Genomic DNA, 17716 nt, shown 5'->3' on the forward strand with positions numbered 1-17716 from the left:
AGGTCGAGGCGCACGTGACGCATCGAGCGAAGACGCGCGGCGTGCTTCAGCGCCCGGCCGAAGCTATGCCGCGCGATCGCGCCATCGCACCGCAGGCGATCAACGCCGCGCATCGGCACGCCCACGCGCTCAGGCGCCGTAGGAGACGCTGACGATCTCGTACTCGTGTTCGCCCGCGGGCGCCTGGATGGTGACGCTGTCGCCCTCGTTCTTGCCGATCAGCGCGCGCGCGATCGGCGAGGAGATGGCGATCAGCGACTGCTTGATGTCCGCCTCCAGGTCACCCACGATCTGGTACTTCTTCTCCTCGTCGGTGTCGACGTCGGCCAGCACCACTGTGGCGCCGAACACCACGCGCGTCCCGGCGTTGAGCGCGGCCACGTCGATCACCTCGGCGGTGGACAGCTCGCTCTCCAGCTGGTTGATGCGGCCTTCGATGAAGCCCTGCTGCTCGCGGGCGGCGTGGTACTCGGCGTTTTCCTTCAGGTCGCCGTGCGCACGCGCCTCGGCGATGGCGGCGATCACTTCCGGACGCTTGACCGACTTGAGGTGGTCGAGCTCGTCACGCAGGCGCTGGGCGCCCTGCTTGGTGATGGGGGCTCTCATGCTTGCAACTCCTTGTGCAGCTCCTGCAGCGCCAGCACGGGGCCGGTGCCGCGGAACTCCAGCGAATTCACCAGCGCGCGCGCGCCGGCGATGGTGGTCGAATACGTGAGGCGCTGCTGCAGCGCTTCACGACGGATGGAGAACGAGTCGGAGATCGCGCGACGGCCCTCGGTCGTGTTGACGATGTAGACGATCTCGCCATTCTTGATCAGGTCCACGATATGCGGGCGGCCGTCGGTGACCTTGTTGACCTGCGCGCATTCGAAGCCGTGCGCGCGCAGCCATTGTGCCGTACCGACCGTGGCCACCAACGTGAATCCGCGCTCGACCAGCGCCTGGGCCACCGGCAGCACGCGCTGCTTGTCCGGGTCGCGCACCGAGACGAAGGCCTTGCCCGGCTGCGGGGCCTTGATGCCGCCAGCCTCCTGCGCGCGCGCCATCGCCGCGCCGAAGCTGCGACCCACGCCCATCACCTCGCCGGTCGAACGCATCTCCGGCCCCAGGATCGGATCGACGCCCTGGAACTTGGCGAACGGGAAGATCGCCTCCTTCACCGAGTAGTAGTCCGGCACGACCTCGACCGTGGCGCCCTGCTCGGCCAGCGTCTTGCCGGCCATGCAGCGTGCGGCGATCTTGGCCAGCGCCACACCGGTGGCCTTGGACACGAACGGCACCGTGCGCGAGGCGCGCGGATTGACTTCCAGCAGGTAGACCACGTCCTGGCCGTCGTCGCCGGTCTGGATGGCGAACTGGGTGTTCATCAGGCCGACCACGTTCAGGGCCTTGGCCAGCTCCACCACCTGGCGGCGCAGCTCGGCCTGGGTCTGGGCGGAGAGCGAGTACGGCGGCAGCGAGCACGAGGAGTCGCCCGAGTGCACGCCGGCTTCCTCGATGTGCTCCATCACCCCGCCGATCAGGACCTGACCGTCCTTGTCGGCGATGATGTCCACATCGCACTCGACCGCGTTGTCCAGGAAGCGGTCCAGCAGCACCGGCGAATCGTTGGACACCTTGACCGCATCGCGCACGTAGCGCGCCAGGTCCGATTCGCCATAGACGATCTCCATGGCGCGGCCGCCGAGCACGTAGCTCGGGCGCACCACCAGCGGATAGCCGATCTCGCGCGCCAGCAGCAGCGCTTCCTGGTCGTTGCGGGCGATGCGGTTGGGCGGCTGCTTCAGGCCGAGCTTGTCGACCAGCTGCTGGAAGCGCTCGCGGTCCTCGGCCAGGTCGATCGAATCGGGCGAGGTGCCGATCACCGGCACGCCGTTGGCTTCCAGCGCACGCGCCAGCTTCAGCGGGGTCTGGCCGCCGTACTGGACGATCAAGCCCTTGGGCTGCTCCAGCTCGACGATGGCCAGCACGTCTTCCAGCGTCAGCGGCTCGAAGTACAGACGGTCGGAGGTGTCGTAGTCGGTCGAGACGGTCTCCGGGTTGCAGTTGACCATGATGGTCTCGAACCCGTCCTCGCGCAGCGCCAGCGCCGCATGCACGCAGCAGTAGTCGAACTCGATGCCCTGGCCGATGCGGTTGGGGCCGCCGCCGAGGATCATGATCTTGTCGCGCTGGGTCGGCTGGGCCTCGCACTCGTCCTCGTAGGTCGAGTACAGGTAGGCGGTGCTGGTGGCGAACTCGGCCGCGCACGAGTCCACGCGCTTGTAGACCGGCTTGACGCCCAGCGCCTTGCGCAGCACGCGCACGGCGCCCTCGTCGGTGCCGGCCAGCTGGGCCAGGCGCGCATCGGAGAAGCCGGCGCGCTTGAGCCTGCGCATGCGCGCGGTGTCCAGCGAGCCCAGGCCTTCGGCGGCCACGCGCTGCTCCTCGGCGATGATCTCCTCGATCTGGTCCAGGAACCACGGATCGATGAAGGACAGCGCGTAGATCTCCTCCACGCTCATGCCGGCGCGGAACGCATCGCCCACGTAGAACAGACGCTCCGGGCCCGGGGCCTTGAGCTCGCGGCGCAGCGTGGCCAGGTCGTCCTCGCTGGCCAGGTCCAGGCCGGTGGGGTCGAAGCCGACCTTGCCGGTCTCCAGGCCGCGCAGCGCCTTCTGCACCGATTCCTGGAAGGTGCGGCCCATGGCCATCACCTCGCCCACCGACTTCATCTGCGTGGTCAGACGCGCGTCGGCCTGCGGGAACTTCTCGAAGGCAAAGCGCGGGATCTTGGTGACCACATAGTCGATCGAGGGCTCGAACGAGGCCGGGGTCAGGCCGCCGGTGATCTCGTTCTTCAGCTCATCCAGCGTATAGCCCACCGCCAGCTTGGCCGCGACCTTGGCGATCGGGAAGCCGGTGGCCTTGGAGGCCAGCGCCGAGGAGCGCGACACGCGCGGATTCATCTCGATCACCACCACCCGGCCGGTGGTCGGGCTGATGCCGAACTGCACGTTCGAGCCGCCGGTGTCCACGCCGATCTTGCGCAGCACCGCGATGGAGGCATCGCGCAGGCGCTGGTATTCCTTGTCGGTCAGGGTCTGGGCCGGGGCGACGGTGATCGAGTCGCCGGTGTGCACGCCCATCGGGTCCAGGTTCTCGATCGAGCAGACGATGATGCAGTTGTCCGCCGTGTCGCGGACCACTTCCATCTCGAACTCCTTCCAGCCCAGCACCGACTCTTCCACCAGCACTTCGTGCACCGGCGAGAGTTCCAGGCCGCGCTTGATGATCTCCTCGAACTCTTCCTTGTTGTAGGCGATGCCGCCGCCGGTGCCGCCCAACGTGAAGGACGGCCGGATGATGGTCGGGTAGCCGACCTTGGCCTGGATCTCGACGGCCTGCTCGAAGCTGCGCGCCACCTCGGCCTTGGGGCATTCCAGGCCGATCTCGCCCATGGCCACGCGGAACAGCTCGCGGTCCTCGGCCATGCGGATGGCGTCGCGCTTGGCGCCGATCAGCTCGACGTCGTACTTCTCCAGCACGCCGTGATCGGCCAGGTCCAGCGCGCAGTTCAGCGCGGTCTGGCCGCCCATGGTCGGCAGCAGCGCGTCGGGGCGCTCCTTGGCGATGATCTTCTCGACCGTCTGCCAGTTGATCGGCTCGATGTAGACCGCGTCGGCCATCTCCGGGTCGGTCATGATCGTGGCCGGGTTGGAGTTGACCAGCACCACGCGGTAGCCCTCGTCGCGCAGCGCCTTGCAGGCCTGTGCGCCGGAGTAGTCGAACTCGCAGGCCTGGCCGATGACGATCGGGCCGGCGCCGATGATGAGGATGGTCTTGAGGTCGGTGCGCTTTGGCATTTCGCTACTCGTGTTGGCGTCGCGCAGGCGGCGGCGACGCTGGAATCGGAAGGCATGGCCGCGGCCATGCCGACAAGGCGGTCAGATGCGCGGACTCAGCCGCGCGCCTGGGTTTCCATCAGCTCGACGAACCGGTCGAACAGCGGCGACACGTCATGCGGGCCGGGCGAGGCTTCCGGGTGGCCCTGGAAGGAGAACGCCGGCGCATCGGTCAGCGCGATGCCCTGGTTGGTGCCGTCGAACAGCGAGCGGTGCGTCACGCGCACATTGGCCGGGACGCTGGCCTCGTCCACCGCGAAGCCGTGGTTCTGCGAGGTGATCATCACCCGGCCCGAGTCCAGGTCGATGACCGGATGGTTGGCGCCGTGATGGCCGTGTCCCATCTTCACCGTCTTCGCCCCGGCGGCCAGCGCCAGCAGCTGATGGCCCAGGCAGATGCCGAAGGTCGGCACCTTCCTGGCGACGAATTCCTTGATCGCTTCGATGGCGTAGTCGCACGGCTCCGGATCGCCGGGGCCGTTGGACAGGAACACGCCGTCGGGATTGAGCGCCAGCACCTGCGCCGCAGGCGTCTGCGCCGGCACCACGGTCACCTCGCAGCCACGTTCGGCCAGCATGCGCAGGATGTTGAGCTTGACGCCGTAATCGTAGGCCACGACCTTGAACTTGGCCGCGGCCTGGACCGGCTTGCCGGTATCCAGGTCCAGCTGGCCCTCGGTCCACGGATAGGTCTTGTCGGTGGAGACCACCTTGGCCAGGTCCATGCCCTTGAGGCCGGGGAACTTGCGTGCAGCTTCCAGTGCCTGCTCGACATCGATCTGCCCGGCCATCAGCGCGCCGTTCTGCGCGCCCTTCTCGCGCAGGATGCGCGTGAGCTTGCGGGTGTCGATGCCGGCGATGGCGACCACGCCGCGCGCGGCCAGCCAGTCCTGCAGCGAGATCTGGCTGCGCCAGCTGCTGGGACGGCGCGGCACGTCGCGCACGATCAGGCCGGCCGACCAGACCTTGGCGGCCTCGTCGTCCTGGTCGGTGCAGCCGGTGTTGCCGATATGGGGATAGGTCAGCGTGACGAGCTGACGGGCGTAGGACGGATCGGTGACGATCTCCTGATAGCCGGTCATGGCGGTGTTGAACACCACTTCGCCGACGGACAGGCCGTTCGCGCCGACCGATTCACCCTCGAATACGGTGCCGTCTTCGAGGACCAGGATTGCGGGTTGGGTCACTGCAGGTTCGCCTTGGGGATGGGAGGAACCCTGCGCCCACGTCCAACTTGCGGCTGCAAGAAACCGCGGACGCGGCGCTTCTCCGGTCCGAGGCGATGTGGGTTAACAGGCGAGTGCGAATTGTACGGACCCGGCGCCCCCCGCGCCAGCCGCTTTTTTCGCACGGCGCCCGGGCCTGACGAAATTCGCTCAACGTTGCGGCGGGGCGAGCAACCCCATCGCCTGCCACGCAAGGCCGCAGGATGTGGCGTGATTCACGCGGCGATCGGGAGCTCGACACGCCACGCCGACGGCTACACTGGCCTTGATGACGCTGAACGCCTACTGGCTTCATACCCTCATGGAGGCGGCCGCCTATTCGGTGGGCTTCCAGCTCTATCTGCGCGAGCGCCGCCGCCTGCCCTACCCCGGGCAGACCGACCGGGTCCAGGCGCTGCTGCTGGTCGCCGGCACCGTGCTGGGCGCGGCCGTCGGCAGCAAGATCGCCTACTGGCTCTACGATCCTGCGTCTGCCTTCGCCGACTTTCCCTCGTTCCGTCGCCTGCTGGAAGGCAAGTCCATCATCGGTGCGCTGCTGGGTGGCTGGGCCGGCGTCGAGCTTGCCAAGCGCCTTGCCGGGATCCGCGGCTCGACCGGCGATGCCTTCGTCCTGCCGCTGACGGTGGGCATGATCATTGGGCGCATCGGCTGTTTCCTGGGCGGCCTGGCGGACCATACCTACGGCAACCCCACCACCCTGCCCTGGGGCGTGGACTTCGGCGATGGCATCGCGCGCCACCCGACCCAGCTTTACGAGATCGTCTTCGTCGCGCTGTGGGGCGGGCTGTTGACCCGCTATGGCGGCCGCCTGCCGCGCCCGGGCGACCGCTTCAAGCTGTTCCTGGTCGGCTACCTGCTCTACCGCCTGGCGGTCGAGTCGATCCGGCCGATCCCGCTGTACTACTTCGGTGTGCTGTCCGGCCTGCAGCTGCTGTGCGTCCTGGGCGTGGCCTACCATGTGCGCGACCTCCCACGCATCGCATGGCCCCCTGCATGGCGGCAAAAGTAAGGCCTTACCTGTTCTACGACACCGCGGTGTCGGTGTGCTCGACCTGCCTGCGCCGGGTGGAGGCGACCATCCTGTTCAAGGACGGCGGCGTCTACCTGGAGAAGTGGTGCCCGCAGCATGGCCGCGAGCGCGTGCTGGTGGCCGACGACATTCAGTACTACCGCCTGTGCCGCGAGCGCTTCATCAAGCCGCCCGAATTGCCGCAGCGCTTCAACACCGAGCGCCGCTGGGGCTGCCCCTACGACTGCGGGCTGTGCCCCGAGCACATGCAGCACAGCTGCCTGACCCTGATCGAGGTCACCGATCACTGCAATCTGCGCTGCCCGATCTGCTATGCCGATTCGGGCCCGCATCGCCCCGGCTTTCGCGATCTGGCCGCGATCGAGCGCATGCTCGATGCGGTGGTCGCCAACGAGGGCGAGCCGGACGTGGTGCAGATCTCCGGCGGCGAACCGACCCTGCACCCGCAGTTCTTCGAGATCCTCGATGCGGCCAAGGCCCGTCCCATCCGCCACCTGATGGTCAACACCAACGGGCTGCGGATCGCCAAGGACCCGGCGTTCGTCGAGCGCCTGGCCGGTTACATGCCTGGCTTCGAGCTGTACCTGCAGTTCGATTCCTTGCGCGAGGAGGTCCACCAGGAGCTGCGCGGCGCGCGCCTGGTGGAGGTCCGGCGCCGGGCGCTGGAGGCGCTCAACCGGCTCGGCATCTCGACCACGCTGGTGGTCACGGTCAAGAAGGGCCTCAACGATGGCGAGCTGGGCGAGATCATCGACTTCGCCCGGCGCCAGCCCTGCGTGCGCGGCGTCACCTTCCAGCCGATCCAGCACGCAGGCCGCACCGAGGGCTACGACCCGGCGCGCGACCGTCTGACGCTGACCGAAGTGCGGCGCGGCATCCTCGAGCAGAGCGCGCTGTTCCGGCCCGAGGACCTGATCCCGGTCCCCTGCCATCCCGATGCGCTGGCGATGGCCTACGCGCTGAAGCTGGAGGACCGCGTCGTGCCGCTGACCGGCCTGATCCCGCCGGAGGTGCTGATCGAAGGCGGCCGCAACAGCATCGTGGTGGAGAAGGACGATCAGCTGCGCGAGGCCGTGTTCAAGCTGTTCGCCACCAACCATTCGCCGCAGTCGCAGGCCTGCTCACTGTCCGACCTGCTCTGCTGCCTGCCGCAGGTGCAGGCCCCGCAGGGGCTGGACTACCGCAACGTCTTCCGCGTGCTGATCATGGCCTTCATCGACGCGGAGGGCTTCGACCTGCGCTCGGTGAAGAAGAGTTGCGTCCACATCGCCCAGCCCGATGGCACGATCGTGCCGTTCGACACATTCAACCTGTTCTACCGCGACGACCGGCGTCAGCAGCTGCAAGCGCTGCGCGCCTGGGTCGACGGCACCCCGCTCAAGGACGCAACGGCATGAACACCGCGGACCAAGACGACACCTCGCCATCGCAGGCACAGCCGCCCGAACTGCCGCCCGCACCCGAGCCGCAGCGCGGCGGCCTGCCGGTCTGGGCCAAGGTCATCATCGGCATCCTGGCCACGATCGGCGGGCTGACCCTCCTGCTGGCGGCGGCGTGCTTCGGCATGATCGCGATGAGCAACTGAGCGACGCCGCGGCCGCGGCACCGCTTCAGTCCAGCAGATCGCGCACGCGATACAGGCCCGGCGGCCGGTCCGTGAGCCGCTGTGCGGCGTGCAGCGCACCGCGGGCGAAGATGTCGCGGTTGGTGGCGCGGTGGGTCAGTTCCACACGCTCGCCTAGGCCGGTGAACTGGACCAGATGCTCGCCGACGATGTCGCCGGCGCGCAGGCTGGCGTAGCGCGGCGTGGCGCCGGCCAGTTCGACGCCCTGCCCCAGGGTCAGGGCCGTGCCGGACGGGGCGTCCTGCTTGTGGATGTGGTGGGACTCGATGATGTCGCAGTCCCAGCCGGGCAGCGCGGCGGCCGCGCGTTCGACCAGTTCGGCCAGCACGGCCACGCCCAGGCTGAAGTTGGAGGCCCACACCACGGGGATGTCGCCGCCGGCCTGCTGCAGCGCGGCGCGCTGGGCCTCGGACAGCCCGGTGGTGCCGGACACCAGCGCGGCCTTGCGCTGCAGGCACAGCGCCAGGATCGGGTCGAACCCTTCCGGCAGGCTGAAGTCGATGGCCACGTCGAACACCGGCGCGCCAGGCAGCTCGCTGGCGGCGAAGTACGCCACGCCATCGACCACGCGCGTGGCCGGCGGGCGATGGGTCACCGCGGCCACGACCTGCAGCGCTGGCTCGCCGGCCGCCAGTCGCAGCAGCGCCTGGCCCATGCGGCCCGAGGCACCGTGAATCAGCACCCGCAGCGGCGGGCTCGTGCGATCGCCCTTCACCGTCATGCGGCCGCGGCGGCTGGCAGGGCGGCGATGGCCTCGGACACCAGTTCGCCCAGGATCTTCATGCCGGCCTCGATCTTCTCGCCCGGCACGGTCACGAACGACAGGCGCAGCGTGTTGATCTGCGGATCGGTGGCGTAGAAGGGAGCGCCGGGCACGAAGGCCACGTTGCGCGCGATCGCCTTGGCCAGCAGCGCGGTGGTGTCGATGCCGTGCGGCAGGGTCACCCAGACGAACATGCCGCCCTGCGGCCGCGTCCAGTGCGCCTGCGCCGGGAAGTAGCGCTCGAGCGCATCGAGCATCAGCTGGCACTGGCGCGCGTAGAGGTCGCGGATGGTCGGGATGTGCTCGTCCAGGAAGCCATCGCGCACGGTCTCGTAGACGATGCGCTGGCTGAAGGACGGCGTATGCAGGTCGGCGGCCTGCTTGGCCTGGACCAGCTTGGAGAACAGCGGCTCGGGCGCGACCACATAGCCCAGGCGCAGGCCCGGTGCCAGCACCTTGGAGAACGAGCCCATGTAGATCCCGCCTTCGGGGTTGAGCGAAAGCAGGCTGGGCAGGTGTTCGCCGCCGTAGCTCAGCTCGCCGTAGGGATCGTCCTCGACCACCGGCACGCCGGCGGCCAGCGCGGTGGCGACCAGCGCCTTGCGCCGGGCCAGCGGCAGGCGCTTGCCGGTGGGGTTCTGGAAGTTGGGCAGGCAGTACATGAAGCGCGCGCCGTCCAGCAGCGTGGGCGTGAGCGCGTCGACATCGATGCCGTCCTCGTCCGACGGCATGCCGGCGAAGGCCGGGGCGAACAGCGAGAAGGACTGCAGCGCGCCCAGGTAGCTCGGCGTTTCGACCAGCACCTTGCTGCCCTCATCGATCAGCGTCTTGCCGAGCAGATCCAGGCCCTGCTGCGAGCCGGTGACGATCAGCACGCGGCTGGCCGGCACCGGCGCGCCGGCGGCCGCCAGACGCTGTGCCACCCACTCGCGCAGCGGGCCGTAGCCCTCGGTCGGGCCGTACTGCAGCGCGGCCTGCGGCGCCTCGGTGAGTACCTTGTCGGTGGCCGCGCGCATGCGCTCGACCGGGAAGGTCGAGGCGGCCGGCAGGCCGCCGGCGAAGGAGATGACCTCCGGGCGCTCGGTCACTTTGAGGATTTCGCGGATCGCCGAGCTGGTCAGGGCCAGGGCGCGCTGGGACAGGGTGATCTGGGTGCTCATGCCGCCAAGGATACCGCGCGCGCCGGTGCCGCATCGCGCTGCGACGCGGAAGGCCTAAGTGGGCGCTGGCCGTCCTGCTGGCGAAAAATCCACCAATGCGGAAACGGGCCTTGTCCGGCGCGCCTGCCGCCGGGTTGTCCACAGGGTTGTGCCGCCGGTCATCCACAGGCGGTGTGGAAAACCTCAGCGATGCGGCAGCCGCATGTGGAACTCGTGCGCATCCTCGCCTTCGACCACGAAGCCCAGCCGCTCGTACAGGCCACGCGCCGGATTGGCCTTGAGCACGTGCAGGGTGACGTCCTTGCCGGCGGCGCGCGCCTGCTCGATGTACTCCTCCAGCAGCGCCCGGCCCAGGCCCTGCCCCTGCAGCTCGGGGGCGACCTGGATCTGCATCACCACATGGTCCGGCCCGCTGCGATCGAGCTTGAGCAGGCCGACGATACGCTCCTCGCGCAGCAGCACCTGCGCATGCTGGTAGCCGTTCAACAGGCGGGCCAGCATGCTGCCGGGCGAGGTATCGACCCCGGAATTGCGCATGTGCTCGCGCATGGTCGCCTCGCGCAGGGCCAGCAGCGCCGGCACGTCGTCCGGCGTGGCCGCGCGCCGTTGCAGCAAGGCGGCCAGGCGCCGCGCCGGCGACAGCGCCGGCATCGACGAGGCCCCATCGAGCACGCGGCCGATGCCGCTGGCATCGACCTCGGCCGCCGCCCGCGCCAACGCGCCCAGGTCGACATCCGCATCGAATCCCAGCCGGAAGTGCAGCTCGCCCGCCGGATTGCGCAGCGAATGCAGCGAGGCGATGCTCACCCCGTGCCGCTCGAACACGTGCAGCAGCGCCCGCAGCGAGCCGGGCTGATCCAGCGGCAGATGCACCGACAGGCTGCGCGTCTCGGCCAGGTCGGCCAGTAGATAGCCGATGCGCTCGAAGCGGTAGTTGCCCTCGGCCAGCGCCGTGGCGCCGATGGCGGCCTTGTTGGCGGCCAGCACGTCCTGGCGGAATCCGCCGCGCGCCGCCTCATCGCCCTGCCCGACCAGATCGCGCAGCCGCGTGACCTCCTCGACCAGCGTGTCCAGCACCTGCGGCACGTGCGGATTGCCGAACTGGATGTCCTCGTAGATGGCCGGATTGAGCGCCAGGATGCGCGCGATCATCGCCCCGTCCATCTCGAAGGACGCCGAGCGGTACGGGAACAGCTCGGCCAGTGACCCGACGTGTTCGGCATGGCGGCGCAGCACGCCAGCCTGCGCCAGGTGGGTGGCGTGGACCAGGGCCTGCACCAGCGCCATGACCTGATCGTGGTGCTCGGGCGTGGTGCGCACGCACTGGGCCTGCAGCGCGTCGAGCAGCCGCTGCAGCCAGGGACGCCAGGCGTCCAGGCGCGCCTCGCACACCACCATCGGCCGGCCCTTGAGCGTGGGCGACTTGGGCGGCGCGGTCATCGGATGCAGGCCGACGACTTCGGCCTGCGAGGCGAGCATCGCGGCGACCGGGCCGGTCTTGATCGAGGTCAGGTCGATCCACAGCTGCCCGGCCTCGCGCCCGGCCGCCAGGCGCACGTAGTCGCCGATCACCTGCTCGGTGATGCGGATCGGCGCGCTGAACACCAGCACCTGGGCCTGTTCGATCAGCTGCTGCGGCGTGCGCGAGGCGGGATCGGCCGGATCCTGGCCGATGACACGCACGCCCAGGTGCCGCTCGAGGAAGGCGCCCAGCCAGCGGCCGTAGGCGCCGGCGCTGCCGACGATGCCGACGCAGGACACCGGGCTCATGCCAGCCGCTGCGCGGGGAAGCGCGCCGGGGTGGCCAGCGCCGCGGGCGCGGCGGCGTGCACGTCCAGTTCCTCCACGCCCGCGGCCAGGGTGGCCTCCAGCGCGGCGTGCACGCCGGCCAGGGCGCTGCCGATCGCACTCTCGAGCGGCTCACCGCGCAGATGCAGGCCCAGGGTCAGCGCGACCAGCACATCGCCGGTGCCGGCCACGTCCACCGGCAGCCACGGCGTGGCCCAGCGATACACCGCCTCGTGCCCGACCAGCAGCGTGACCAGCTCGCCCGGGGCTCCCTCGACGCTGTGCACAAGTGCCCACTGCGGCCCACGCGCCAGCAGTTGCCGCGCGGCGGTCAGCGCATCGTCCTGGGCCAAGCTGGGCAGCCCGGTGAGGCGGCCCAGTTCGAAGGCGTTGGGCGTGACCATCCACGCGCGCGGCAGCAGGCGCTCGACGAAGACCGTCTCCAGCGCCGGCTCGACATAAGGGCCGGTATGGGTGTCGCCGATCACCGGGTCGAGCACGTAGCGCAGCGCCGGGGCCTGCGCCTGCGTGCGCTCCAGCCAGTCGGCAAAGGCCTCACCGTTGGCCAGGCTGCCGAAGTAGCCCGACACCAGGGCGCGGGCGCGCTGCGGCAGGCCGCGCTCGCTGGCGCCGAGCAGCAGATCGGTTAACCACTGCGCCGGCAGGATGTGGCCGCGCAGGGTCGGATAGAAGGGTGTGTTGCTGAGCAGCGTGGTCGGCACCTCGGCCACCCGCAGGCCGAGCGCGCGCAGCGGCGGCGCGGCGGCGCTGTTGCCGGCATGGCCATAGACCAGCTGCGACTGCACGGTCAGGACATCGACCGGCGCTGGCCCTTCCGGGCGCTGGCGTCGACCGTGGACGAGATGGCTTTCGCGCGTGTTTTGGGTCATGCGCGCATTGTAAGTGGGTGGTGGGGCGGGGATTGGGGATTGGGGATTGGGGATTGAAGCGTCGCCCGCGCATCGCTGCTCCTGCCCCCTCCCTTGCGCGCAGCGCAGGGGAGCTCGAAGTCGCGGCTAGCGACTGAGGGGGAGGGGTTGGCTTTTGCTGTTGCTGTTGCTTCTGTTGTTGCTGTCGCTGCTTGCGCAGCAACGCCAAAAGCAAAAGCACCCCTCCCCGGCCCTCCCCTGCGCTGCGCGCAAGGGAGGGAGCGGATCAGGGTGCTTTGCGGGTGCCGATTGCGGGTATGGCGCGGAGGTTCTGAGTCGGCGAGCCGACTCAGGACCCCAAGCTCACGACGTCATCCGGTCCCAGAAGCCCTTGACGCCATCCAGGAACGTGGCCGACTTGGGCGAATGCTTGCGCGCGTCCTCGCCGACGAAGGTGGCCTCGAACTGCTCGAGCAGCTCGCGCTGCTGCTGGGTCAGGTTGACCGGGGTTTCGACCACGACCTTGCAGAACAGATCGCCGGTGGCGCGGCTGCGCACCGACTTGACGCCCTTGCCGCGCAGGCGGAACAGCTTGCCGGTCTGGGTCTCGGCCGGGACGCGGATCTCCGCCTCGCCGCCCAGGGTCGGCACGCGCACGGTGTCGCCCAGCGCGGCCTGCGAGATACGGATCGGCACATCGCAATGCAGATCATCGCCGTCGCGCTGGAAGATGGCGTGCTCGCGCACACGCACCTCCACGTACAGATCGCCTGGCGGGGTGCCGGTCGGGCCGGCCTCGCCCTCGCCGGCCAGGCGGATGCGATCGCCGGTGTCCACGCCGGCCGGGATCTTGACCGACAGCACGCGCTCTTCCTCCACGCGCCCGGCGCCATGGCAGACGCGGCAGGGGTTGCGGATGATCTGGCCGCGTCCGTCGCAGTGCGGACAGGCCTGCTGCATGGTGAAAATGCCGCGCTGCATGCGCACCTGGCCGCGACCGCCGCAGGTGGTGCAGGTCTCGACCTTGCCGTCCTCCGAACCGCTGCCGTGGCAGGGCTCGCACACGGCCATGGTCGGGATCTCGATGCGCTTCTCGACCCCGGCCACGGCCTCTTCCAGGTCCAGCTCCATCACATAGCCGATGTCGGCACCGCGACGGGCCTGACGCGCGCCGCCGGCCCCACCGAAGATGTTGCCGAAGATGTCGCCGAAGATATCGCCCATGTCCGGCCCGCCGAAGCCGGCACCGCCGCCGCCCATGCCGTGCTCGAAGGCCGCATGGCCGTGCTGGTCGTACAGGCGGCGCTTGCCGCCGTCGGACAGCACCTCGTAGGCCTCCTTGCACTCCTTGAACATCACCTCGGCGGTGTGGTCGCCGGGATTGCGGTCGGGGTGATACTTCATCGCGCAGCGGCGATAGGCCTTCTTCAGCTCCTCGTCGCTGGCGTTGCGGGCCACGCCCAGGACTTCGTAATAGTCACGCTTACTCATAGGCGGGGATTGGGGATTCGGGAATCGGGATTCGTTAACGGCAAAAGCGGAGAGATCCTGTCTCTTCCGCTCTTATGCACCGCAGACAGGGACAAGGATCGGGGGGCGGGGATCCGCAGGCCAAGGCCTTTACGAATCCCCAATCCCGAATCCCTGCTTACTTCTTATCGTCCTTGACCTCGGTGAACTCGGCATCGACCACGTCGTCGGCCGCACCGCGCGCCTGCTGGGCGCCGGCGTCCGCACCCGGACCGCCCTGCTCGCCCGCCGCGGCGGCGGCGTACAGCGACTGGCCGGCCTCTTCCAGCGCCTTGGAACGCGCCTCGATCTGGGCCTTGTCGTCGCCCTTCATCGCCGTCTCCAGGTCGGCCAGCGCGGCCTCGACCTTGCCGATCACATCGCCGCCGACCTTGGCGCCGTGCTCGGTGATCGCCGTGCGGGTCGAGTGGATCAGCGCGTCGGCCTGGTTGCGGGCGCCGACCATTTCCTGGAACTTCTTGTCCTCGTCGCGATGCGCCTCGGCATCGGCGACCATGCGCTGGATCTCCTCGTCCGACAGGCCCGAACCGGCCTTGATCTCGACCTTCTGCTCCTTGTTGGTCTTCTTGTCCTTGGCCGACACGTGCAGGATGCCGTTGGCGTCGATGTCGAAGGACACCTCCACCTGCGGCAGGCCGCGCGGGGCCGGCTCGATGCCGGACAGGTCGAAGCGGGCCAGCGACTTGTTGAAGCGGGCCTGCTCGCGCTCACCCTGCAGCACGTGCACCGTCACGGCCGACTGGTTGTCCTCGGCGGTGGAGAAGGTCTGCGAGGCCTTGGTCGGGATGGTGGTGTTCTTCTCGATGATCTTGGTGAACACGCCGCCCAGGGTCTCGATGCCCAGCGACAGCGGGGTCACGTCCAGCAGCAGCACGTCCTTGACGTCGCCGGCCAGCACGCCGCCCTGGATCGCGGCGCCCAGCGCCACGGCCTCGTCGGGGTTGACGTCCTTGCGCGGCTCCTTGCCGAAGAACTCGGCCACGGCCGACTGCACCTTGGGCATGCGGGTCTGACCGCCGACCAGGATCACCTCGCTGATGTCGCTGGCGCGCAGGCCGGCGTCGTTGAGCGCGGTGCGGCACGGCTCGATCGACTTCTTGATCAGGTCGTCGACCAGGGCTTCCAGCTTGGCGCGGGTCAGCTTGATGTTCAGGTGCTTGGGACCGGAGGCGTCGGCGGTGACATACGGCAGGTTGACCTCGGTCTGCTGCGAGGAGGACAGCTCGATCTTGGCGCGCTCGGCGGCGTCCTTCAGGCGCTGCAGGGCCAGCGGGTCCTTGCGCAGGTCGATGCCCTGGTCCTTGTTGAACTCGTCCACCAGATAGTCGATGACGCGTGCGTCGAAGTCCTCGCCACCCAGGAAGGTGTCGCCGTTGGTGGCTAGCACTTCGAACTGCTTCTCACCGTCCACGTTGGCGATCTCGATGATCGACACGTCGAAGGTACCGCCGCCCAGGTCGTACACGGCGACCTTGCGGTCCTTGGTGTCGCCCTTGTCCAGGCCGTAGGCCAGGGCCGCGGCGGTGGGCTCGTTGATGATGCGCTTGACGTCCAGCCCGGCGATGCGGCCGGCGTCCTTGGTCGCCTGGCGCTGGCTGTCGTTGAAGTAGGCCGGCACGGTGATGACCGCCTCGGTGACCTTCTCGCCCAGGAAGTCCTCGGCGGTCTTCTTCATCTTCTCCAGCACGCGGGCGGAGATTTCCTGCGGGGCCATCTTCTTGCCGTCGGCGGTGGCCACCCAGGCATCGCCGTTGTCGTGGGCCAGGATGGTGTACGGCACCAGGTCCAGGTCCTTCTTGACTTCGGCGTCGGTGAACTTGCGGCCGATCAGGCGCTTGACCGCGTAGAAGGTGTTCTTGGGGTTGGTGACCGCCTGGCGCTTGGCCGAGGCGCCGACCAGGACTTCGCCGTCCTTGGTGTAGGCCACGATCGAAGGCGTGGTGCGGTCGCCCTCGGAATTCTCGATGACGCGGGCCTTGCCGCCCTCCATGATCGCCACGCACGAGTTGGTCGTGCCGAGGTCGATGCCGATGATCTTGCCCATGATGTGACTCCGTTAGGAAGCGTGGTTGTCGGGGTGTGGCGGGCGGATCGCGCCTGCCGATGAACCCGATATAGGGATGTGATGGTGGGCTTCAAGCGCCCGTGGAACACAAAATCTCGATCCGGACAGATCCGCCGGTCGCGTTCAGTCGTGGCGGGCCACGACCACCAGCGCCGGACGCAGTAGCCGGCCGCCCAGCAGATAGCCCTTCTGGAACACCTGCACGACGCTGCCCGGCGCGGCGCCGCTGGCGTCGGCCTGGCTGATGGCCTGGTGGTGTTCGGGATCGAAGGGCTTGCCGACCGGGTCGAGCACGGTCAGGCCGTTGTCGTCGGCGACCTTGAGCAGCTGCTTCTGGGTCAGCTCCAGGCCATCGCGCAGCGGGCTGGGCTCGGCGCCGGCGGCGGTCAGGCCGGCGTCCAGGCTGTCGAACACGGGCAGCAGCTGGTTGAGCAGCTTCTCGTTGGCGAACTTGCGGGCGTTGTCCACGTCGCGGGCCACGCGCTTGCGCTGGTTCTCAAGGTCGGCACGCTCGAGTAGGACCGAGGCGCGCAGCTGGTCCAGTTCGTTGCGCAGGGTCTGCAGTTCGGCCTGCAGCAGCGCCTCGGTGGAAGCCTGGGCGTCGGGGTGCGCGGCGGCCTGCTCGCCGCCCGGATGTTCGTTAGAAGTCATGTCTGTGGTTTCCGTCCTGGCGGTCGGATGTCCGCCGCAAGCCCCACCTATGGGGTCGGCGCGGACGGATTCAAGTCATCGCCGGGACGCAGCATTGCCGCGCCGAGCGCATCGGCCGCCGCCTGCACCACAGGAATCACGGTCTGGTAGGCCATGCGCGAGGGCCCGATCACACCCAGCACGCCCAGCACCTGGCCGCTGGCCTGGGCCCGGTACGGCGCGGCGACCAGCGACATCCCGTCCAGCGGCGCCAGGCCGGTCTCCTCGCCGATGAAGATGCGCACGCCCGGCGCGTTCATGGTGCGCTCCAGCAGTTGCAGGATCTCGCGCTTGCGGGCGAAGGCCTCGAACAGCTCGCGCAGCCGGTCCAGGTCGGACAGGTCCTGCACGCCCATCAGCCGGGTCTGCCCGGCCAGCACCATGTCATCGTCCGAAGGGGTCAGCGCGTGGTCGGCCAGCTCGACCGCGTGGGCCAGCAGGCCTTCCATCTCCGAGCGCGCCGCGCGCAGCTCGCGCAGCAGCGTGGCGCGGATGTCGGCGATCGGGCGGCCGGCGAAATGGTGGTTGAGGTAGTTGGCCGCGCGCTCCAGCTCGGAGGGGTCGAAGCTGCGGCGCGGCTCGATCACCCGGTTCTGCACCTCGCTGTCGGCGAACACCACGATCGCCAGCACCCGGCGCCCGTCCAGCGGCACGAAGTCGATGTGGCGGAAGGCGAACTGCTCGCGCCGCGGCGCGCCGACCACGCCGACGAAGCGGGTCATGGCCGACAGCAGCTCGGAGGCGTTGCCCAGCAGCGCCTGGGTCCCGGTGCCGGCCGGCAGCTCGGCGCGCAGGCGCGCGACCTCGCGCTCGGCCAGCGGCTGCATCTGCACCAGGCTGTCGACGAACACCCGGTAGCCCTGCGGGGTGGGAATGCGCCCGGCCGAGGTATGCGGCGAGGCCAGCAGCCCGGCGTCCTCCAGGTCGGCCAGGATGTTGCGGATCGTCGCCGGGCTGACGTCCAGGCCGGCGTGCTGGGCCAGCGTGCGCGAGCCGACCGGCTCGCCATCCTGGATGTAGCGGGCGATCAGGGTGCGCAGCAGCTGCCGCGAACGCGCATCGAGGTCCGGACTTGAGGGCTTCATGA

At 69.2% G+C, this 17716-nt stretch carries 14 protein-coding genes and 1 pseudogene; 3 read left to right on the forward strand and 12 right to left on the reverse strand.

The annotated features are described in order from the left end of the window. Positions 1 to 129 precede the first annotated feature (129 nt). From greA to carA, 3 genes are all read right to left on the reverse strand, one after another. Complete coding sequence (greA, locus tag WFQ05_RS03210; protein ID WP_130518259.1) at positions 130 to 606, reverse strand: transcription elongation factor GreA; 477 nt, start codon at positions 604 to 606, stop codon at positions 130 to 132. Then, positions 603 to 3845: a carbamoyl-phosphate synthase large subunit gene (gene carB / locus WFQ05_RS03215; protein ID WP_337052603.1), complete on the reverse strand. Its 3243-nt coding sequence runs from the start codon at positions 3843 to 3845 to the stop codon at positions 603 to 605. Before carB ends, greA begins: the two co-directional genes overlap by 4 nt. Before the next feature lie 95 nt (positions 3846 to 3940). Continuing rightward, the gene (gene carA, locus WFQ05_RS03220; RefSeq protein ID WP_337052605.1) at positions 3941 to 5071 is read right to left on the reverse strand and encodes a glutamine-hydrolyzing carbamoyl-phosphate synthase small subunit; all 1131 of its coding nucleotides are present in this window, start codon (positions 5069 to 5071) and stop codon (positions 3941 to 3943) included. 307 nt (positions 5072 to 5378) lie between these two features. Here carA and WFQ05_RS03225 point away from each other — a divergent pair, with 307 nt between their 5' ends. The 3 genes from WFQ05_RS03225 to WFQ05_RS03235 are packed head-to-tail and all read left to right on the forward strand — an operon-like array spanning position 5379 to position 7725. Beyond that, complete coding sequence (locus tag WFQ05_RS03225; protein WP_337052607.1) at positions 5379 to 6119, forward strand: prolipoprotein diacylglyceryl transferase family protein; 741 nt, start codon at positions 5379 to 5381, stop codon at positions 6117 to 6119. Continuing rightward, entirely contained in the window at positions 6104 to 7537 is a 1434-nt protein-coding gene (locus WFQ05_RS03230; RefSeq protein ID WP_337052608.1) for a radical SAM protein, read from the forward strand. The genes WFQ05_RS03225 and WFQ05_RS03230 overlap by 16 nt, the downstream gene beginning before the upstream one ends. Next, positions 7534 to 7725 carry a hypothetical protein gene (locus WFQ05_RS03235; protein WP_130522630.1) on the forward strand — a complete coding sequence of 64 codons (192 nt, stop codon included), beginning with the start codon at positions 7534 to 7536 and terminating at the stop codon, positions 7723 to 7725. The genes WFQ05_RS03230 and WFQ05_RS03235 overlap by 4 nt, the downstream gene beginning before the upstream one ends. Before the next feature lie 25 nt (positions 7726 to 7750). On the opposite strand, the gene dapB is transcribed toward WFQ05_RS03235, so the two are convergent. The 9 genes and pseudogenes from dapB to hrcA all read right to left on the reverse strand — a co-directional run bounded on the left by dapB (position 7751) and on the right by hrcA (position 17714). Next, positions 7751 to 8485 carry a 4-hydroxy-tetrahydrodipicolinate reductase gene (gene dapB / locus WFQ05_RS03240; RefSeq protein ID WP_131658865.1) on the reverse strand — a complete coding sequence of 245 codons (735 nt, stop codon included), beginning with the start codon at positions 8483 to 8485 and terminating at the stop codon, positions 7751 to 7753. Then, the gene (locus WFQ05_RS03245) at positions 8482 to 9687 is read right to left on the reverse strand and encodes a PLP-dependent aminotransferase family protein (RefSeq protein ID WP_337052609.1); all 1206 of its coding nucleotides are present in this window, start codon (positions 9685 to 9687) and stop codon (positions 8482 to 8484) included. The genes dapB and WFQ05_RS03245 overlap by 4 nt, the downstream gene beginning before the upstream one ends. Before the next feature lie 183 nt (positions 9688 to 9870). Further along, positions 9871 to 10338, reverse strand: a complete 468-nt coding sequence (locus tag WFQ05_RS03250) for a GNAT family N-acetyltransferase (protein WP_337052748.1) — start codon at positions 10336 to 10338, stop codon at positions 9871 to 9873. 15 nt (positions 10339 to 10353) lie between these two features. Beyond that, positions 10354 to 11457: pseudogene (locus WFQ05_RS03255) on the reverse strand (prephenate dehydrogenase); the annotation flags it as partial. Continuing rightward, on the reverse strand, positions 11454 to 12365 hold the full coding sequence (gene pdxY / locus WFQ05_RS03260) for a pyridoxal kinase (protein WP_337052610.1): 912 nt from the start codon (positions 12363 to 12365) through the stop codon (positions 11454 to 11456). The pseudogene WFQ05_RS03255 and the gene pdxY, both read right to left, overlap by 4 nt. Positions 12366 to 12707: 342 nt before the next feature. Continuing rightward, entirely contained in the window at positions 12708 to 13835 is a 1128-nt protein-coding gene (gene dnaJ, locus WFQ05_RS03265; RefSeq protein ID WP_130522635.1) for a molecular chaperone DnaJ, read from the reverse strand. Positions 13836 to 13992: 157 nt separating this feature from the next. Further along, positions 13993 to 15918: a molecular chaperone DnaK gene (dnaK, locus tag WFQ05_RS03270; RefSeq protein WP_337052611.1), complete on the reverse strand. Its 1926-nt coding sequence runs from the start codon at positions 15916 to 15918 to the stop codon at positions 13993 to 13995. 144 nt (positions 15919 to 16062) lie between these two features. Beyond that, positions 16063 to 16590, reverse strand: coding sequence for a nucleotide exchange factor GrpE (gene grpE / locus WFQ05_RS03275; protein ID WP_337052613.1), 528 nt, complete (start codon positions 16588 to 16590; stop codon positions 16063 to 16065). A 47-nt stretch (positions 16591 to 16637) separates the two neighbouring features. Beyond that, a complete protein-coding gene (gene hrcA, locus WFQ05_RS03280) occupies positions 16638 to 17714 on the reverse strand; it encodes a heat-inducible transcriptional repressor HrcA (protein WP_130531546.1) in 1077 nt (358 codons plus the stop codon). Positions 17715 to 17716: the final 2 nt, after the last annotated feature.

The organism is Pseudoxanthomonas sp. USHLN014 (assembly GCF_037153335.1).
Taxonomy (GTDB): Bacteria; Pseudomonadota; Gammaproteobacteria; order Xanthomonadales; family Xanthomonadaceae; genus Pseudoxanthomonas_A; species Pseudoxanthomonas_A winnipegensis.

Excerpts from the sequence above, each read along its gene's own strand:
- hrcA (WP_130531546.1), bottom strand. The coding sequence starts at position 17,714 with ATGAAGCCCTCAAGTCCGGACCTCGATGCGCGTTCGCGGCAGCTGCTG.
- WFQ05_RS03230 (WP_337052608.1), top strand. The coding sequence starts at position 6,104 with ATGGCGGCAAAAGTAAGGCCTTACCTGTTCTACGACACCGCGGTGTCG.
- greA (WP_130518259.1), bottom strand. The coding sequence starts at position 606 with ATGAGAGCCCCCATCACCAAGCAGGGCGCCCAGCGCCTGCGTGACGAG.
- WFQ05_RS03235 (WP_130522630.1), top strand. The coding sequence starts at position 7,534 with ATGAACACCGCGGACCAAGACGACACCTCGCCATCGCAGGCACAGCCG.
- carB (WP_337052603.1), bottom strand. The coding sequence starts at position 3,845 with ATGCCAAAGCGCACCGACCTCAAGACCATCCTCATCATCGGCGCCGGC.
- pdxY (WP_337052610.1), bottom strand. The coding sequence starts at position 12,365 with ATGACCCAAAACACGCGCGAAAGCCATCTCGTCCACGGTCGACGCCAG.
- WFQ05_RS03250 (WP_337052748.1), bottom strand. The coding sequence starts at position 10,338 with ATGCCGGCGCTGTCGCCGGCGCGGCGCCTGGCCGCCTTGCTGCAACGG.
- WFQ05_RS03225 (WP_337052607.1), top strand. The coding sequence starts at position 5,379 with ATGACGCTGAACGCCTACTGGCTTCATACCCTCATGGAGGCGGCCGCC.
- dapB (WP_131658865.1), bottom strand. The coding sequence starts at position 8,485 with ATGACGGTGAAGGGCGATCGCACGAGCCCGCCGCTGCGGGTGCTGATT.
- dnaK (WP_337052611.1), bottom strand. The coding sequence starts at position 15,918 with ATGGGCAAGATCATCGGCATCGACCTCGGCACGACCAACTCGTGCGTG.
- dnaJ (WP_130522635.1), bottom strand. The coding sequence starts at position 13,835 with ATGAGTAAGCGTGACTATTACGAAGTCCTGGGCGTGGCCCGCAACGCC.
- grpE (WP_337052613.1), bottom strand. The coding sequence starts at position 16,590 with ATGACTTCTAACGAACATCCGGGCGGCGAGCAGGCCGCCGCGCACCCC.
- WFQ05_RS03245 (WP_337052609.1), bottom strand. The coding sequence starts at position 9,687 with ATGAGCACCCAGATCACCCTGTCCCAGCGCGCCCTGGCCCTGACCAGC.